This is a genomic window from Bacillus sp. 11B20, assembly GCF_056098985.1.
Genome location: NZ_JBLZWZ010000007.1, coordinates 171,251 through 188,611, shown reverse-complemented (window position 1 = coordinate 188,611; position 17,361 = coordinate 171,251). Strand labels below are relative to the sequence as shown.

Here is a 17,361-nt window from a genome sequence, read left to right as displayed (position 1 = left end):
GAGCGCAGACCTGACAACGAATGCGAGGGTTTGTCTACACGCTGAAAGGACTGCGGGGTGCAGTCCTTTTTTACGTAATATCTTCTAAAATAAGTGCTTTTTCCTGTTTTGAAATAAATGCTCGCTCTGTAAAGACACGGTATTCGTTTTCTCTTGTTTTATCTAAAATGGCTTTATAAAAGTGGGCTGCTGCTTTCACCGGTATACGTGAATATAGCGGGAATTCATGAAGATGGTCAAAAAACTCCTCGTAGTATGCCTCTGCCTCAAAAGCAATGTACTCCCAGACGTGCTGAAAAGCTTGATTGACAATCCCTTCCTTCAATTCTTGCTCTGTGTACCCGAATTGATCCATCACTTGCTTTGGCAAATAAATGCGGTCTCTTTCAGCCTGATCTTCTCCGATATCTCGAAGAATGTTGGTTAGCTGCATAGCGATCCCTAACGAAATGGCTGCTTCTTTTAGCTGCTCTTTTTTACGCGGTGCAATAATAGGAAGGAGCATGAGTCCAACGGTACTAGCAACATGATAGGAATAGATGAGCAGTTCATCTAACGTTTCGTATCGCTGCTGCTCTAAATCCATCTCCTGTCCTTGGAGCAGGTCACGAAACGGGGCTTCATCCATCCGAAACTCTTGAAATGTATGCTCTAGCGCCACCCATATCGGATCATTCCGGTCTACCTCACCTTGTAAAAATTGATCAAACGTCTCCCGAAAGGATGCAAGGTCCTCTTGTGGCGAAGGGGACTCATCTACAATGTCATCTGCTCTCCGGCAAAAGGAATACACGGCCCAGACGGCCTGTCTTTTCTTTTTAGGCAGCATGGAAAAAGCCCGGTAAAACGTTTTTGAATGGGTTTGAATGGTTTCCTCACACACTTTTAATGCTGTTTGTACATCAACCACTTAGTTTCACTTCCTTTCTATCATTCAAATCTTTTAGTAGTACAGAAGCCATGAGCTTCGCACTTTGCATCACGATCGGCACCCCGCCGCCCGGATGGATGGAAGCACCTGCCGCATAAAGATTGTCTGTCTCACTGACCTTCACTTGCGGGCGGAAGACACCTGACTGGAACAAATTAGGCGCAAGTCCAAAGCTGCCGCCTTCAAACAATCCTTCTCGCAAGGAATCATTTGGTGTCCTGACCTTTTTCCAGACAATCGACTCTCGCAATCCCGGAAAACCTCTTTTTTCAAGGACACCCACCATGTTCTCGACAAAATCTGTCTCCTCTTCCCAGTTGATATGATCTCCTGAAGGAACGGGAACGAGCATGTATAGAACACTGCAGCCATCTGGGGCAAGAGATGGATCAATGATCGATGGATTAAATGTATAAAATGACGGGTCTTGAGGAATCGTTTTCGTTTGAAAAACCTCTTTCATATGCTGATCAAAGTGTTCTCCCATAAAAAATTGATGAACAGGTGCTTCCTGATACATCTTGTTTAAACCAAGATACACCATCATACAGCCAGAGGACGGCACGTATTTTCGGCGATCTTGTTCGTCTAAACCAAACTGTTTTAACGCAGCTGGATAATCTCCATTGATCACAAATGCATCAGCGGCTACATGTTCATCATTCACTTTTGCTTTGACTGCCCGTTTTCCCTCAAACACCAATTGCGTAACTTCTTCATTTTTTCTTACATGCACACCCATTTTGATGAGCTGCCCTTCCAATATATCTACTAAACTTGCATAACCGCCTTTTAAATAGTAAATTCCATGTGCGTGCTCACTATATGAAACAAGCGAATAAATGGCCGATGCTTCATACGGGTTTCCCCCAACATAGAGGGTTTGAAGTGCGTATGCATCTCGCAGGCGTTCGTCTGAGAAATATTTTTTCAGAGCGCTTTGTACCGTTCGATACGCCTTTAATTTCATTAAAATCTTCATATTGGCTTTTGTAAAAAATGTACGTTTTTCATGAAATGATTTTTCTAGAAAAGCTTTCTGCCCTTCTTGAAACCGGTCCGTCATTTCTTCCATAAACCTCTGGAACCCTTGATCTTCTTTTGGAAATACACGTCTGATTTCATCTAGCTGACGACGTGCATCAGAGTATTTCGTATAGGAGGTTCCATCTTGATATTGAATTGTGTACAGCGGATCAAGCTGCAACAGATCAAGAGATGATTCGTCAATTCCTACCTCATGTAAAATGCCTTTTAACATGTCAGGAAGTAGGACAATGGTCGGACCTTCATCTACTTTATATCCTTTCTCACGTACAAAAGCAAGTCTCCCGCCAAGCTGTTCATTTTTTTCGACAAGGGTGACATCATGTCCCGCTTTTTTCAAATAAAGCGCTGAGATCATTCCGCCAATACCGCCACCTGCAATCAAAATATGTTGTTTCATGAGGCGCTCCCCTTTTCTTGATGCCGCATTGTTTTGTGTGAATGTTTCTCTTTTGAAAGAATGGCATTTGTCGTGATACGCGCTGATTCTAAAATGGTTGGCAGTCCGCTTCCTGGATGTGTTCCTCCTCCAACGAGCCAGCAGTGCTTTAATTCATCAAATTCATTGTGCGGCCTTAGAACCATCATCTGCGTGAGCTGGTGGCCAAGGTTAAATGTAGCTCCTTCATATACGTAAAGGTCTTCCTCCCATTGCTTCGGTGTGATCATCCGCTCAACTTCTATATGCTGCCTGACATTCTGAAAGCCGGTTTTCCGCTCCAATGTACCCAGCACAAGCTCTCTAAATTCATCTTGATGCGCTTCCCAGTCAATACCGCTTTGGTTATTGGCAACTGGAGCCAGCACATAAAGAGCTGATTTTCCTTTTGGAGCAAGTGAGTCATCGGTTACACTTGCATTTTGAATATAAATAGAAGGATCATCTGGCAGCTCATATGTTTTCGTAATGCCTTTGACGAATCTAGCATAATCATCGGAAAAAACGATGGTATGATGCGGCTCATCATACATGGTATCCAATCCTAAATAGAGCATAAAGGTAGAGCATGAGAATTTTTTCTTTTTTAGTTTTTTCTCACTGTATTTCTTTAAAAGACCTGGCTCGACAAGCCTTGTCATCACATGTGCAAAGTCTCCATTGACGACAACCTCATCTGCTTGTATTTCTTCCCCAGATTCTAAACGAATGCCTTTTACTTTCCTTCCCTCGGTGAGCAGCTTTTCGACGCCAGCTGACAGATGAATCTCTGCACCAGCTTCAACCGCCGCCTTTGCCATCGCTTCTGACAGCTGATTGACACCGCCCTTAGGATGGAATACACCTGTATCATGCTCCATATATGAAAGGATTGAGAACGCACCGGGGCATTCCCACGGCGACATTCCTAAGTACTTTGATTGAAATGTAAAGGCATATTTCACTGATTCATTCGAGAAATAGTCTGACAGTACATCATACAAACTTTTATTTAGCGAAAGCTGTGGAAGTGCTTTGATCACCTTCGGGCGAAGGTAATGATGAAAGCGGTCCATTTTACTTTGTAAAATTGGTGTGAGCCGATCCATTTTGCGCTTTGTATCCTTCATAAATCTTAGATATCCTTCGCCCTCACCAGGTGCAAAGGCTTCTAATCGTTTGTACATTTCATCGCGATCTCGAATCATATCCAGCTGATTGTCTTGAAAAATTAATCTATACATCTCTTTTAATTCAATCACATCGATATAGTCATAAAGATTTTTACCAGCAAAGGTGAACAGCTCCTCTGCAATATGAATCATGCTGAGAAAGGTAGGACCTGTATCAAACGTGAAATCACCAAGCTGAAACTTAGCATTACGTCCGCCGACAAAGGACTGTTTTTCGTATACATGAACTTCATGTCCTTTGCTTTGAAGCATCATAGCTGCCGCAAGTCCCCCTGGTCCCGCTCCGATCACAATGATTTTCATTATCCTTTTTCCTCCAAATTAATTCACTTTAAGTTAATTATACAAATTAGAAAGACTAGATCAACTTTTGATGTGCTCAAAAAGTCTCAAGTTATGTATCAAAAAAGCCGGCTTCCTTTCAACAATTGCAAGAAAGCCGACCCTGTATTACGCTTCTATATCAATTCGATACGTTTCAAACCAATGATGAATCTGTGCTAGATGGGCAATCAACTGTGGGCCCTTCATGAGCTGGCCATACCAAGGCACATGAAAGGAAGCTCCTTCCGTTTCAATCAGTTGCTTTAATTGATGCGGATCTAAAAATTCGTGTAGGACAGAATCTTTTTGTGCGAGACAGTTTGTTAGCATCTCTTTCACAGCCTGAGTATAGGCTGGATGATGTGTTTTTGGGTAAGGACTCTTCTTTCGATAAAGCACTTCATTCGGTAAAATTCCCTCTAATGCTTTTCGTAAAACCCCTTTTTCACGATTTCCATGCATTTTCATTTCCCAAGGAATATTCCACACATATTCGACAAGGCGATGATCTGCAAATGGCACACGTACCTCAAGACTAGCACCCATACTCATTCGATCTTTTCGATCAAGCAGTGTTGTCATAAACCAGATCATATTTAAGTAAAAAAGTTCTCTCCGGGCTTTATCGACTCCAGTTTCTCCATCTAAAAGAGGCGTTTCTGCCACCGTTTCTTCATATTTGCTTTGCGCATATTCCTTAAGTGACAGCTTTTTTTGCCACGAGTCTTGCAGGAGCTGAGTTCTCGCTTCTGTCGATCTCATCCAAGGGAAACTATTTGTTTCATTTGCCATGTGAAACCAAGGATAGCCGCCAAAAATCTCATCAGCACACTCACCTGACAAACCGACAACGAAATCCTTTTTAATTTCTCGGCAGAATATAAGTAAAGAAGAATCGATATCTGCCATCCCTGGTAAATCTCGAACCTCAACCGCTTCCTTCAAATACGCAGCCAGCTCTTTTTGACCGATGATACAGTTGTGATGATTCGTTTGAAACGCTTTGGTCATTTGATCAATCCATGGGCCGTCAGCATTTGGCTGGAATTGACTTGCTTCAAAGAATTGATCATTTTCTTCGTAGTCAATGGAATACGTATGAATCGGTGCTTTCCCTATTTTCTCAAAGTGCTTAGCGGCAATGGCAGTAATGGCACTAGAATCGACGCCGCCAGATAAAAATGTACATACAGGCACATCAGAGACAAGCTGTCTTGTCACAGCATCTGTAAAGAGATGCTTAATGTGCTGTGCGGTGTCATCAAGTGAGTCAGTATGCTCCTTGCTTTTGACATTCCAGTATCTCCACACGCGCAGGCCGTCTTTTGAAAAGGTCAAGGCATGTGCAGGTCTCAGCTCTTTTACCCCTTTAAACACTCCTTGGCCTGGTGTTCTTGACGGCCCTAAGCCAAAGATCTCCGACAGCCCTTCATGATCGACTTTTGCTTTGATATCAGGGTGAGCAAGAAGTGCTTTAATCTCTGAACCAAATAAGAAGGAATGATGACGTTCTGTATAGAAAAATGGCTTGACACCGAGCCGATCTCTCCCTGCAAATAACAATTCACGCTCACTATCCCAGATCACAAATGCAAAAATGCCATTAAAATGGGAGACACACTCTTCCTTCCATTCTGTATAGGCATGAAGAAGAACTTCTGTATCAGAATGCCCAAGAAAGCGGTGCCCCCTTTTTAACAATTCTTTTCTTATATCCTCCGTGTTATAGAGCTCTCCATTGTATACAATCGTATAAGCATGGTTTTGATGTGTATATGTCATCGGCTGCTTTCCGCCTTCTACATCTACCACCGCTAACCTTTTATGCCCGAAAAGAACATGCTCACTTTTCCACGTATTTGTATCATCTGGCCCTCTTTTAGATAATGTATCTGTCATTTGATTGATTACATGATCCTGTTGGATGAGCTGCTTTTTAAAGTCTGCCCAGCCTGTAATTCCACACATCATCATCAGCTCCCATCCGTTTTTCCTCAAGTGTTCTCATTCAGCCTTTCTTAGTTTATGCATCGTCTCCTTGATAGTTGATTTGTCCTTTTTTCCCGGCGTATAGGACAGGCTTGATTTGGTAAGAAAAGAAAGAGGAAAGGAGCTTTTGCAAATGGAGAATCGAATGAAGCAGCTTGAACGCTGTAGCAGAAGATGGTGTAACGGGTATTTGCTCATTGAAAACGGGCATTGTCTGATTGAAGATGAAGAAGGAGAGATCATGCTGCCAGAAAGTCTTCAAAGCACAATGATCTGTTTGAAGGAAAATGACCGATGGACAAAAGGAGAATTGCTTGGTTCCATGGTTCTTCATGAAAACGGGCAGCTAATAGAAGTACAAGGAGGAGAAAAAATTCAATATACGGCGTCCCTTGCCAAAGGCTGGCTCGATCTTCTCATGTTCGTACCAGAGAACGTCTTTGATCACATCCTTGAGCAGGTAGAGCAGCTTGGTTTTTCCGTCTATGATTGTGTCTTCTCTTCCTTTCATTCATCACAGCGCGTCTCTTTCTTTCAGTTTTCGACAGATACGCAATCACTTGCACTTCAATGTCACCATGACCCTGCCTCCAGTCACATTCGTTTTGAATGGACCACTTCAGATGGACAACGGATCGTTTCACAATTTGATGCCACATAAAAAGGACACTGCTTCGTATAAGCAATGTCCTTTTTATATTAAAAGATATGGAAACCGATCGGCAGACGTAAACCGAGAAGAATGGTCACAATCGCAAATACGATAAAACCAATCAACACACCAGTCACCGATTTTCCTTTTTTCTTGCGCACTAGGACCATTTCCATGAAACCGATCACTAGGATACCGAGAATCATTTTTCCGATATACTCGCCCCCGAAACCTGGAATTTTCATTCCTGTGCGAACATACAGCTCTACGCCTGTTGCGATAATGATCAAGTAGAATAAGCGAACGATCATGTGCACAATTTTAGCGCCTTTGTCGTTTTTACCTGCTAGAGCAAAGGCTACGAAGAATAAAATAATCCCCAGCACCCATGCTGTGATATGTAAATGTGTTCCCATTTGTGATTTCCCCCTTTATCAGAACAAGTACCTTCTCATCGTACCACGAAATAAGTCGAACACAAAGCGACAATCCTGTGTCATCACGTGCTTTATTTGACGTGATTTGTCAGCGTCCCAATCGGTTCAATCGTGATGTCAATTCGATCTCCAGAAGCTAAAAACTTAGGCGGTTCAAAGCCCTTCCCTACCCCAGAAGGTGTACCTGTTGCAATGATGTCACCTGCTTCTAGCGTCATCCCTTTTGAAAGAGTGGAGACGATGTTCTCAATTGTGAAGATCATTAATTCCGTACTGGCAGACTGACGAACCTCTCCGTTTACCTTTGTTTCCACATGGAGCGCACCATGATCCTCGATCATTGATTTATGAACGATATAAGGTCCTATCGGGCAGGTTGTATCTAAGCTTTTGCCAATGAAAAATTGTTTGTGTTTTTTCTGCAAATCTCTTGCCGTCACATCATTTAAAATGGTGTAACCGAATATATAATCTTGTACCTCTTCAGGAGCAATGTTTTTCCCTGATTTGCCCATCACGATAGCAAGCTCTCCTTCATAATCCAATTCACTTGTCACATCTTCATGAAGAAGAATCTCATCTTCGTGTCCAATGACAGAAGTAGGTGCCTTTGTAAAAATCATCACGTCTTTAGGAATATCCGCCGCACTTCCCATTTCCATAACATGATCTTGATAATTCTTTCCGACACACATGATGTTTTTAGACGGCTTTGGAATCGGGGCATGGAGTTTCACGTCCGAAAGCGGATATACATAAGAGCCGCGGTCTTCTTCTTTTTTCTCAGCCCAATCAAGAAGCTGCCCCACATGTTCTACAAACTTGTCCCCCATTTTGATGCACTCAGATAAAGAGTTTGGCAGTGTCTCAAGCTCAAATAATTTGGCTTCTGCCTTTTTGACGTCCATCACCCATTCATCATCAATGACTACCCCAATAAACATGCTGCTATGTATCTCACCTGTAAAAAACTTCATGTCTTCCCCTCACAATCTTCATTTCGCTAAGTTATGATGTCTCATTTTATTTCTCTATGAAATAAAAAAAACCCTTTTTTATCATACTCTCTTTTAAAAAGGGTTTCAAAAATGATGATTGAATGCCTAGCGGAAACGGCGATATTCCCACATATTTCCTTGATCCCATTTACGCTCAACATTTCCTGTTCTTTGAGAACGATGCTTCTTCTTTCCACATCTATGGCAAGATCGGCTGCGTTTATGGTGATGAGAACGTTTAGATCGATGGCTACGGCGTGACTTGCGGCTCTTCTTATGATGGGATCTGTGCTTGCTGCGATGTGACTTGCGGCAGCTTTTCTTATGATGCGATCTGTGCTTACTGCGATGTGACTTGCGGCAGCTCTTCTTATGATGCGATCTGTGCTTGCTGCGGTGTGACTTGCGGCAGCTTTTCTTATGATGCGATCTGTGTTTGCTGCGACATGACTTTTTCGGTTCGCTCTTTTTGCTTCTGCAAGATTTTTTGCTTTTATATGACTTTTTACTCTTCATGCTTTTCTTAGAGCGATAACTTTTCTTTGAACGATAGCTTCTGTAGCTTTTTTTACTGCGGCGTGATTTACGGCGTCCACCACCGCCAAAGAACCAATGACCGCGATTTGAATGACGAGAACGAGCTGACTTATGCGAACGTTTCGATTCTGGTTCACGATCTAAGTGATGATCACGTCCCTCACTTCGAAGTGAAGCCACTGCATGTTCAATGTGCGAATGATCAAATGTACTCACGAACAATTCCCCTCCAGTCTATGCTTCGACAAAACAAACAGACAAAGCTGTTTATCTTCTCTGCTTTATGTTACGAGACTCGGTAGACAAGTGTTCGTGACGAATGCCTCTTTCCTTTAAAACTCCATGAATACCTACCAGCCGGTACAGGACATTCCTTCACTTTCATATTGTAAAGAAGAGCATATAGGAGGCTGATGAACGTATGAACACGGAACCTTTAAAACAACTTGATATGTGGATTCATCCAAAGGACCTGATTGAACTAAAAAAAGACATTTGGAACGATGAACCTGTTGAAGCTATTCTGAAAACAGGCCAAACCAAATCACATATTTATGCTTCATACCGCGGTTCACACATTAGAAAGCTTAAGAAAAAATCCTATCAAATTGAATACCGAAAGCCAAAACAAAGACAAGGCGAATCCATCTTTCATTTAAATGCAGAGTACAATGACCCTTCGTTTATCCGAAACAGACTATCCTTTTATTTCTTTGAGCAGATGGGGGTGCTTAGTCCAGCCGCTTCTCATGTGTTTCTCACCATAAACGGAAGAAAAGAAGGCATTTATTTGAAAATAGAATCCGTCGATGAGTTCTTTCTTCAAAAACGGCAGCTTTCAGGAGGCGGCATTTATTATGCGGTTGATGACGACGCGAACTTCTCCCTTTTGAGTTCTTTTGATAAAAAGCCAAAAAAGCACCTTCTTCTCGGATACGAGAAAAAAACGGGGACGTCTCAACATGATCAGCAGTTGAGCGAATTTATTTACTTTCTCAACACAGCAAGAGATGACACTTTTGCAGAAAAAATTGAACAATACCTAGATGTGACACAATATTTCCGCTGGCTCATCGGTGTGGTATGCACACAAAACTTTGATGGTTTTGTTCATAACTACGCTCTTTATGTGAATGAACAAGGGCGGTTTCAAGTACTTCCTTGGGATTATGATGCAACATGGGGTCGTGACATTCATGGAGAAGAAATGGCGTTTGATTATATCCCAGTAAACGGCTTTAATACATTAACTGCTAGATTACTAGATATCCCTTCGTTTAAAGAAGCCTATTACACACTTTTCCAGCATGTACTCGATACACATTTTGTAGAAGACCGGCTATGCCCAATCATCGAGAAATGGCATGAATCGATTGAGGACCGAATTGGAGATGATCCATATACGAAAGATCGAAAAGACATCCTACCATCTGAACGAGACTTAATCCGGCAGTATATCAACAAAAGACGACGTTATTTACAGGCTGAGATCAGAAAAGAAAAATTTGGCACGTAAGAACACTTTCGAATTTTGTCACTTTATTACTCATATTGACGAAACAGCTTTTTTTATAGAAAAATAGGGTATACTAACCATATCCTTCTATTTGATAAAAAATGTGAGAGTTGGCGTCCGTTATGATCAATTATGAAATTGAACAAAAAAGATTACATTTAATTGAGACTGCAAAAAAATTCGGGATGAATGCGGAAGAAACCATCAGATGCAGTCAAGAGCTTGACATGCTCTTAAATAAAGGCATCAAATCCACCTCTAAAGATTGCTCAAAAAAAGGGTAAGCCATACATCTAATTCCTCTCATGAAAAGCTTTCAAAAAGACAATCACACATTAAAAGACCCATCATAAGCTATGGTGAAACGCCCAAAAACAAAGTGCCCTAATTTTATAAAGGATGTGCACCGCTATGCCGGCTATTGTGGGAGCCTTTAAAGTAAATGCCGTCGGAACGAGCGGAGTCGTTCATGTTGGAGACTGTATCACCATTTCTCCAAATAGTCAGGTTAAAACGTTTGCTGGCGCAGGCAGTTTTAATACAGGTGATCAATTGCAAATTAGCAACTACAAAAGTGTGACAAATACGTACGACAGTGATGTCATAGATCAACCGCTTGTTGGTAACTTGTAAGGAGTGAGGATCCGTTGAACTTCTATATTAATCAAGCGATACAAATTAATTATTTACGTGTGGAGTCTGTAAGTAACTCCTCTGTTCTGCAAATTGGGAGTGCTGGATCCATCAAAGCCCTTTCCAACCTGTATAACACGGGAAGCTACGTAGAAGCAGCGCCTGCCGCAGCAGGTACACAAGGAATTGAAGAATCTCAAGGCGCAAGCACAGCACCTTTTGTACCGCTTCAGTCACCAACAACTTAAGTCATCTGCAATCCCCGGAGGTGTAGGTAAATGTATGATTATCAGAGCAACGCTTCACAAGTATATGGCATCATTCAAAAACAATCGCAACAAATCATGATGCTTGAAAAAAGGCTTAACGAGCTTCAGCAGGAAATGCAAATGATCAAAGATAAACCGACAACGAATATTGAACGGATTGATTATCAATTTGATCAACTGAAAATCGAACGGCTGGAAGGGACGCTGAATATCGGCCTCAACCCATCTGATCCAAACAGTGTTCAAAACTTTGAAGTGGGCCAAACAACAACCCCGGGAATTGGAATGATGCAACAAGAAATGGCTGATCAATTTTTCAATCAAACACGGCAGCTTGTCGATGCATTTCTAAATGAAGAAGCTCCAGAACTTCTTGAAGAACTAGAGCAGCGATATGAAGGGTCCCTCGATGAAAGCAACAAACACCATATCATTGAGGACATTCGCAAGCAAATTGACAGCAGGATCAAATACTATGCGGGACAGTTACCACACCGGGAAGATATGACACCGTTGCAGCGTTCAGAGCAAATTGCTGAATATGTGAAGCATGATGTAAAGCGGGCGATTGAGCACTTTTTAGCCCATATTCCAAGTGAAACGAAAGGAGAGGAAAACGGATGAATTTCACAGTTGTCAACCGCAACATTGAGACCGGAAGCATTAAAGTAGTCGGGGTATCGTCTTCTTCCTTATTTATCATCGGGGACACAGATCATGTACAATTATCCTCAATTTTCGATACACCGCCAGAATCTCTGATTATTGGCCCGTTTGTTCCTCTAGCACCTCGATAATGATCAAGCGCACATCTCAAGTGAAGTTCTCAAAGGTGAATTCTGTCGGGATTTCGAGTGTGGTTCAAATCGGTGATACTCAGGAGCTATGTCCGAAAGTCAAAGTGTTAGCTGTTCAACGAACCATTAGTTTGTTTTATGGCTATGAAGCAGAAAATTTAGATGCGAAAGAATTTGAAGTGTATTATGAGCCTATTCCATTGATGCTCCCAGAACGATCAGTGAGAACAGCCTTTTACCATGAAAAGCCTGTGATTAAAGTGTCTTCGATCCATGTAGAAGGGGTATCATCGTCCTCTGTCTATCAAATCGGCTCTACTTGTCGAATGAATGGCGTTGCGCGAGTGAAGCATATTAGGGAGCTATTTAGCAATGATGAAAGTCCGCAAAACTCACAAATGGACCTACCTGCGCATATGATGGTGATATGACTTCGAATAAAGGATGTCGATTATGCCAGCAATTGTCGGACCCATTTACATTAACTCTATTTCTGGAGGCGTCGTAAACGTCGGTGACTCATTCTACCTGTCGCCTAAAAGTTCGTCAAAATCTGCTTTAGGCTCTGGAGCGGGGAATACCGGAGATTTCTTGATATTAAATAATGGCATTAGCGCCACCAACTATGTGGATCCTGACTTAAATGATCAGAATATGGTAGGTAATGCATGAAGCAGCTCCTCTACACCTATTTCAAATAGAGGAGCGCTTTTTTATGCTTATTTCTTTCTGCGCTGTCTCGATTTTTTTGTTTTAACCAGCTTGCTTGCCGGCTGTTTCCGAATCCATTTGATGTACGAAGCAAGCTTTTCATCCTGCCTCAGTGCATCAATTGTGTTCAAACGTGCGGCAAGCTCCTGGTTTGTAAAAAGGGCATGTACTTGTTTATGACAAGGGATGCACAAGAAGGCAGTCGGTAAAAAAGCACCACCCTCTTCTCTTGGCGTTAAGTGATGTTCTGTGAGCAGGACATCTTGTCTTCCGCACAGCTCACATAATCCAATTGTTTGCTTTGCCACCGTGTCATCACCTCAATATTTACATTAATTCCATTGAGACTGTTGTCCCTTTCCCGCTTGGATCTGCTGGATGGACAATCAGTTTCTTCGGCAGCCGCATTTTCAATTCTTCCACATGGCTGATGACACCAACAGCTAAGTTTTGGGATTGTAATTTCTCTAATGCGGTAATGACCGTATCAAGCAAGTCTTGATCAAGGGTACCAAAGCCTTCATCAAGGAAAAAGAATTGCAGCGGAAACTCACCTCTCAGCTGAATCTGCGCTGAAAGAGCTAGTGCAAGCGCAAGCGACGTCAGGAAGGTTTCCCCGCCGGACAAGCTGGACACTGGACGTCTGACACCGCCATTCGCATCATCGCGCATGACAAAGCCGCCTTCTGAATCCACCTCAATCGCATATCTTTGTCTTGTCAAAATACCAAGACGGGCAGATGCATCACGACTGACACTTTCCAGCTGTTCTTCTGCTAAGAACTCAACAAATGTATTTCCTTTAAACACAGTTTGCAGCTTATCAAGCCGATCAATTTCTTGCTGCAGCTCCGCTAAGCGTTCATGAATACTTGCAAATCGCTGGTGATTTTCTTCCATCACACGCAGATGTTCATAAGCAGAGCCGCTCATCACTGTTGCTTCTTCTAATGCCTTTTCTGCCGCTTCTTTCCTCAGTTGAATATCAGTCCACTGCTCTTCATCTAGTGACTCATCTTTCAGCAGTTCAGAAATTCGCTTTAAGTTTGCGGCACATTGCTTTCTTTTATCCTCAAATTCATCAATTTCTTGTTTAACTGATTGACGTACTGCCTGATTCAGGAAAGCAAATTCAATCTCTTGAGGCTTATCAAAAGGAGAAGACTCCGATTCTTTATCCCATGCTGCTCGTGCTTCTTGTTTTCTTCGTTCAGCCTCTTGAAGCTGACGCTCACTGCTTGAAAAATGGCTTTGTGCTTGACTAAAGAGCTCCTGCGCGTGCTGTAATTGCTTGAACGATTGCTGTTCCATTTCATTGAGACGAACAAGCGTGTGTTCAACCTCGATCAGTTCTTCAGAAATAGTGACAGCTTTTAATGGATACCGCCCTAAATCTGTTTCATATTGATGAATGAGCTTTTGCTGACTTTCCAGCTGATGCGCTAGTTTATCAAGTTCCTTCTCCACATCGTATATGGCTGTTTGCAGCTGTTCTTTTGCCTGCTGTTTTTCTTCCAAAAATGAAATACTTTTCTCAATCCGCTCTTTATAGCCTTCCGCTTGCTGGTCCTTTTCATCTATCTGCTTTTGCATTTCTTGTACTTGATGCAATGTAAAGTGCGGGAAGGCCTGTTCAAATTGAGATGTTTGCTCTGAAAGCTCAGATTGAAGCTCCTTGATCAGCCCGTCTAATTCTTCGATACGCTGCTGTTCAAATGTCATCTGATCTTTTATCTTGTTTATCTCTGCTGCTTGATCATGTGTTTCATCCATTAAACGAGCTCGTTTACGATCAACTTCTTGAATATCTTGTTTCAAGCCTTTCCATTCTTGCATGAGATACTGCAAGGACTCCGGATTTTGCACTGCTTCTACTGCTGCCGCAACTTCCGCACCTGGAGCTTTCTGAGATAAAAAGGCAAATTGTTTTACTAATTGATTAGCGTGCGTTTCCAATAGCTGCTTGGCGGCATACATGTCTCTTGTGTATTCCTCTGCCTGCTTAAGCTCTGTGTCCATCCGTTGAATCACTTCATCGATTTGTGCCACTGTTTCTTCATGGTCATTGTTTTCCAATGCCTTTGGGTCATGATGAACAGATCCACAAACAGGACATGGCTCACCATCTACAAGCTCTGCCGCTAATTCTTTTCTTAATTCCGCCGCCCTAACAGCATCACGCTGTTTTAATTTTTCGAGCTTCTGACTTTGTTCTCTTTTACTCCATTCTGTAAAAGCCCGTTCGAATTCACATACATAGAAATAGAGCTGTTCAATCGCTTGAAACGATTGGTCTATTTTTTCATGATGGTCTTTTTGCTGTTTTTGAAGCTTTTCAAATGCTGCTGCGGTCTGTGATGATCGCTTTTTGAGCTCCTCCATCTTTTGTTCTTCCTTGTGTATGCTTTGATGTATTCTTTGAACATTTTCGCTTAAACGCAAAGCATCCTGTACACTTTTCCGTTCTTTTACAGAGACTTGTAATGACTCCAGCTCACGCTTCAGCTGTGTTTGTTTTGCCAGTGCACGTTCTAACAATGATTGGAGATTGTCTGCTTCTTCTTTTTTTTGTAATAATTGCTGCGCTGTATTATTTTTTCTCTGTTCGATTGCCGTCTTTTCCTGAAGAGCCGCCTCTTTTTTTCGTTCAATTTCCTTTAGCTGAATCAGCTGCTCTTTCTTTTGGAGAAGTTCCGGCTCAGTTTCTATTTTCTTTTGTCTGGCTTGCTCATAGTTCTGCGTCATTTGATCATAGATCGATCGTTGATGCAGAAGCTGATTTTCTGCTTCCTGCTTCTCTTTTAATGCTTGAGAAAGCTGATTTTCAGCCTTTGTTAATGCATCCGCATAGGGCTTTAATGCATCTGCCTGCTCAGCAATATGAAGCTTGGCCTTTTTTTCTTCCATTGATGGTGCCAGTTGATTCAGATGGTTTAGTTCCGTCTCATAAGCTTCTTGTTCTTTTTGATACTGCCAAATTGTTTGCGCCTTTGTAAAAGCAGTGAACGCCTCATCCCGCGCTTGTTTTTTCTCATGAAAAATAGCCTTTGCCTGCTCTGCCGCTTCCTTTGCCTTTGCGAGCGCCTCTGGACCAGCTTCACCTAAACCATTCAGCTCAGCAAGCAGTTCATTTTTTTGTCCATACTGATTCTGCGCCTTTGCGCGCAAACGTTTGACGAGCTGATCCCCATACTTTTCCAGGTTAAACAAACGCTGAAGCATTTGTCGTCTATCGGCTCCTTTTAAGGAAAGGAATTCTGCAAACTTCCCTTGGGGCAAGACAACCGCACGCGTAAAATCATCAATGGTTAACCCGAGTAATTCCTCTATTTTACGATTGACCTCACTCGCTTTATCTGCAAGGACTGTCTGCGAATCACCAATTTCAATCAGACGGCATAGTGTCGTTCTGACTTTCATTTCATCCGCCCGCTTAAAAGCACGTTCGACTTTATAAGAAATATGGTGTTCCTTCTGCAAAGCGAACGTAAAGGAAACTGACAGTTTCTCTTCCGCTTGGTTCAAAATACCATGTGTATTATTTAACGCACGTTCCACTTTGCCATAGAGTGCCAGGGTCATTGCGTCTAATATGGACGATTTTCCGCTTCCTGTCGGTCCAAAAATGCCAAACACACCTGCATCACATAATGAGCTAAAGTCAATTGTTTGTTCTTCTCTGAAGCTATGAAGTCCTTTAATGGTTAGCGTAATCGGCTTCAAGTCGCTTCCTCCTCTTGCATTTCATTGGCGAGCTCTAAAAACAGCTTAATTGTTTTTTCATCAGGAAGTCCGCCGCCTGTCTGGCGCTCATAAAATTTCACGAACCGCTCTTCGATCGAGAGCTTTTCGATTTGCTTTTGTTCTTCCAATTGCTGCAGTTCTTTAAATTTTGGTCTAATATGGACAAACCCGCTATGCTGCTTTCGGAGCTGATGGATCTCTTCTATAGAGAGCTGATCTGTTAAATGAATCTCTAAATCAATCCATGCCTGAAGATCCCGTTTTTCATCCAGCCACTCGTGTACTTGACTCAGTCCCTCAGTAGCCTTCCATTTCACAAGTGGTTTTCCGCTTGATAACAACACTTCTTTCCAGCTTGCTTTTTCATTAGGTTTTGCTTCAACAATCGTGACTGATTTGGCATATCCTGATTCAGAAAAGCTGTAAGCAAGAGGTGACCCGGAATAGCGGGCGATCGTTTTGGCACGCTTGATGGTTTGCGGCCTGTGCAAATGACCAAGGGCCACATAGCAGGCTGCTTCTGGCAGACTTTCAGCCGCAACGGTATATGCACCGCCTACTTCAATCGGTCTTTCTGAATCTGTTTGACTTCCTCCTGCCACATAAATATGGCTCGTTGCGATATTGACCGTATCGGCTTGAAATTGAGTGCTTAAATGTTGGAATGCTTGCTGTATTTTTAAATTGTAATGATCACGAAGCACTTTCTCTTCAAATGTTTCAGCCAGTACCTCGTTTAGTCTCGCTTCAGACGGATAGGCGAGTGCTGCAATGGATAAACGTTCACTCGAAGAAGGAACATCGACGCGGATGATATCATTTGTCGGATATCCAATTAAATGAATCCCCTGATCATTTGTTAAAGGAGATGCGGCGGATAGTCGATCCGGATTATCATGGTTGCCTGAGATGACCACGACCTGACGTTTTCCTTTATCAGATAAGGCGGATAGACTTTCGTAAAAAAGCTGCTCTGCTCTAGCAGGCGGATTCACTGTATCAAAGGCGTCTCCAGCCATGACAATGACATCAATGTGTTCGTCTTTTACGATTTGATACAGCTCATCTAAAAACTGTGCTTGCTCATCAAGCCGGCTTCGGCCTTCAAGGGTTTTTCCTAAATGCCAATCCGCCGTATGCAGAATTCTCATGTGATTCACCTCTC

At 42.4% G+C, this 17,361-nt stretch carries 19 protein-coding genes; 9 read left to right on the top strand and 10 right to left on the bottom strand.

Annotated features, from left to right (window positions below; translation table 11 throughout):
- Window positions 1-70: 70 nt before the first annotated feature.
- The 4 genes from ACN6NB_RS05150 to asnB all read right to left on the bottom strand — a co-directional run bounded on the left by ACN6NB_RS05150 (window position 71) and on the right by asnB (window position 5,881).
- Window positions 71-910 (bottom strand): phytoene/squalene synthase family protein, encoded by an 840-nt coding sequence (locus ACN6NB_RS05150; RefSeq protein WP_144491063.1) that lies wholly within the window; start codon window positions 908-910, stop codon window positions 71-73.
- Entirely contained in the window at window positions 903-2,378 is a 1,476-nt protein-coding gene (locus ACN6NB_RS05145) for a phytoene desaturase family protein (protein ID WP_144491062.1), read from the bottom strand. The genes ACN6NB_RS05150 and ACN6NB_RS05145 overlap by 8 nt, the downstream gene beginning before the upstream one ends.
- On the bottom strand, window positions 2,375-3,892 hold the full coding sequence (locus ACN6NB_RS05140) for a phytoene desaturase family protein (protein WP_144495231.1): 1,518 nt from the start codon (window positions 3,890-3,892) through the stop codon (window positions 2,375-2,377). The genes ACN6NB_RS05145 and ACN6NB_RS05140 overlap by 4 nt, the downstream gene beginning before the upstream one ends.
- A gap of 147 nt (window positions 3,893-4,039) precedes the next feature.
- Window positions 4,040-5,881 carry an asparagine synthase (glutamine-hydrolyzing) gene (gene asnB / locus ACN6NB_RS05135; protein WP_474253261.1) on the bottom strand — a complete coding sequence of 614 codons (1,842 nt, stop codon included), beginning with the start codon at window positions 5,879-5,881 and terminating at the stop codon, window positions 4,040-4,042.
- Between the two features lie 154 nt (window positions 5,882-6,035).
- Between asnB and ACN6NB_RS05130 the strand changes: the two genes are divergently transcribed.
- Window positions 6,036-6,563 carry a DUF2777 family protein gene (locus tag ACN6NB_RS05130; RefSeq protein ID WP_474253260.1) on the top strand — a complete coding sequence of 176 codons (528 nt, stop codon included), beginning with the start codon at window positions 6,036-6,038 and terminating at the stop codon, window positions 6,561-6,563.
- A 38-nt stretch (window positions 6,564-6,601) separates the two neighbouring features.
- Here ACN6NB_RS05130 and ACN6NB_RS05125 read toward each other — a convergent pair whose 3' ends face one another.
- From ACN6NB_RS05125 to ACN6NB_RS05115, 3 genes are all read right to left on the bottom strand, one after another.
- Window positions 6,602-6,970 carry a YisL family protein gene (locus ACN6NB_RS05125; RefSeq protein ID WP_034282135.1) on the bottom strand — a complete coding sequence of 123 codons (369 nt, stop codon included), beginning with the start codon at window positions 6,968-6,970 and terminating at the stop codon, window positions 6,602-6,604.
- Between the two features lie 92 nt (window positions 6,971-7,062).
- Window positions 7,063-7,968, bottom strand: a complete 906-nt coding sequence (locus tag ACN6NB_RS05120) for a fumarylacetoacetate hydrolase family protein (RefSeq protein WP_064498271.1) — start codon at window positions 7,966-7,968, stop codon at window positions 7,063-7,065.
- A 126-nt stretch (window positions 7,969-8,094) separates the two neighbouring features.
- Window positions 8,095-8,706: a spore coat protein CotG gene (locus ACN6NB_RS05115; RefSeq protein ID WP_474253326.1), complete on the bottom strand. Its 612-nt coding sequence runs from the start codon at window positions 8,704-8,706 to the stop codon at window positions 8,095-8,097.
- 241 nt (window positions 8,707-8,947) lie between these two features.
- Between ACN6NB_RS05115 and ACN6NB_RS05110 the strand changes: the two genes are divergently transcribed.
- The 8 genes from ACN6NB_RS05110 (at window position 8,948) to ACN6NB_RS05075 (ending at window position 12,413) form a co-directional block, all read left to right on the top strand.
- Window positions 8,948-10,042, top strand: a complete 1,095-nt coding sequence (locus tag ACN6NB_RS05110) for a CotH kinase family protein (RefSeq protein ID WP_151284190.1) — start codon at window positions 8,948-8,950, stop codon at window positions 10,040-10,042.
- A gap of 122 nt (window positions 10,043-10,164) precedes the next feature.
- On the top strand, window positions 10,165-10,326 hold the full coding sequence (locus ACN6NB_RS05105; protein ID WP_039177669.1) for an aspartyl-phosphate phosphatase Spo0E family protein: 162 nt from the start codon (window positions 10,165-10,167) through the stop codon (window positions 10,324-10,326).
- 127 nt (window positions 10,327-10,453) lie between these two features.
- Window positions 10,454-10,675 (top strand): spore germination protein, encoded by a 222-nt coding sequence (locus tag ACN6NB_RS05100; RefSeq protein WP_024425506.1) that lies wholly within the window; start codon window positions 10,454-10,456, stop codon window positions 10,673-10,675.
- 14 nt (window positions 10,676-10,689) lie between these two features.
- On the top strand, window positions 10,690-10,923 hold the full coding sequence (locus ACN6NB_RS05095; protein WP_003210877.1) for a spore germination protein GerPB: 234 nt from the start codon (window positions 10,690-10,692) through the stop codon (window positions 10,921-10,923).
- A 30-nt stretch (window positions 10,924-10,953) separates the two neighbouring features.
- On the top strand, window positions 10,954-11,568 hold the full coding sequence (locus ACN6NB_RS05090) for a spore germination protein GerPC (protein WP_047202343.1): 615 nt from the start codon (window positions 10,954-10,956) through the stop codon (window positions 11,566-11,568).
- Window positions 11,565-11,741 carry a germination protein GerPD gene (locus ACN6NB_RS05085; RefSeq protein WP_003210893.1) on the top strand — a complete coding sequence of 59 codons (177 nt, stop codon included), beginning with the start codon at window positions 11,565-11,567 and terminating at the stop codon, window positions 11,739-11,741. Before ACN6NB_RS05090 ends, ACN6NB_RS05085 begins: the two co-directional genes overlap by 4 nt.
- Window positions 11,741-12,172 (top strand): spore germination protein GerPE, encoded by a 432-nt coding sequence (locus ACN6NB_RS05080; RefSeq protein WP_024425504.1) that lies wholly within the window; start codon window positions 11,741-11,743, stop codon window positions 12,170-12,172. Before ACN6NB_RS05085 ends, ACN6NB_RS05080 begins: the two co-directional genes overlap by 1 nt.
- A 22-nt stretch (window positions 12,173-12,194) precedes the next feature.
- Entirely contained in the window at window positions 12,195-12,413 is a 219-nt protein-coding gene (locus ACN6NB_RS05075) for a spore germination protein (RefSeq protein WP_003211468.1), read from the top strand.
- Between the two features lie 47 nt (window positions 12,414-12,460).
- Here the strand turns inward: ACN6NB_RS05075 and ACN6NB_RS05070 are convergent, their stop codons facing one another.
- The 3 genes from ACN6NB_RS05070 to sbcD are packed head-to-tail and all read right to left on the bottom strand — an operon-like array spanning window position 12,461 to window position 17,347.
- The gene (locus ACN6NB_RS05070) at window positions 12,461-12,760 is read right to left on the bottom strand and encodes an HNH endonuclease family protein (protein WP_039177660.1); all 300 of its coding nucleotides are present in this window, start codon (window positions 12,758-12,760) and stop codon (window positions 12,461-12,463) included.
- 19 nt (window positions 12,761-12,779) lie between these two features.
- On the bottom strand, window positions 12,780-16,175 hold the full coding sequence (locus ACN6NB_RS05065) for an AAA family ATPase (RefSeq protein WP_144491059.1): 3,396 nt from the start codon (window positions 16,173-16,175) through the stop codon (window positions 12,780-12,782).
- Window positions 16,172-17,347: an exonuclease subunit SbcD gene (gene sbcD, locus ACN6NB_RS05060; protein WP_058838814.1), complete on the bottom strand. Its 1,176-nt coding sequence runs from the start codon at window positions 17,345-17,347 to the stop codon at window positions 16,172-16,174. The genes ACN6NB_RS05065 and sbcD overlap by 4 nt, the downstream gene beginning before the upstream one ends.
- Between the last annotated feature and the right edge of the window lie 14 nt (window positions 17,348-17,361).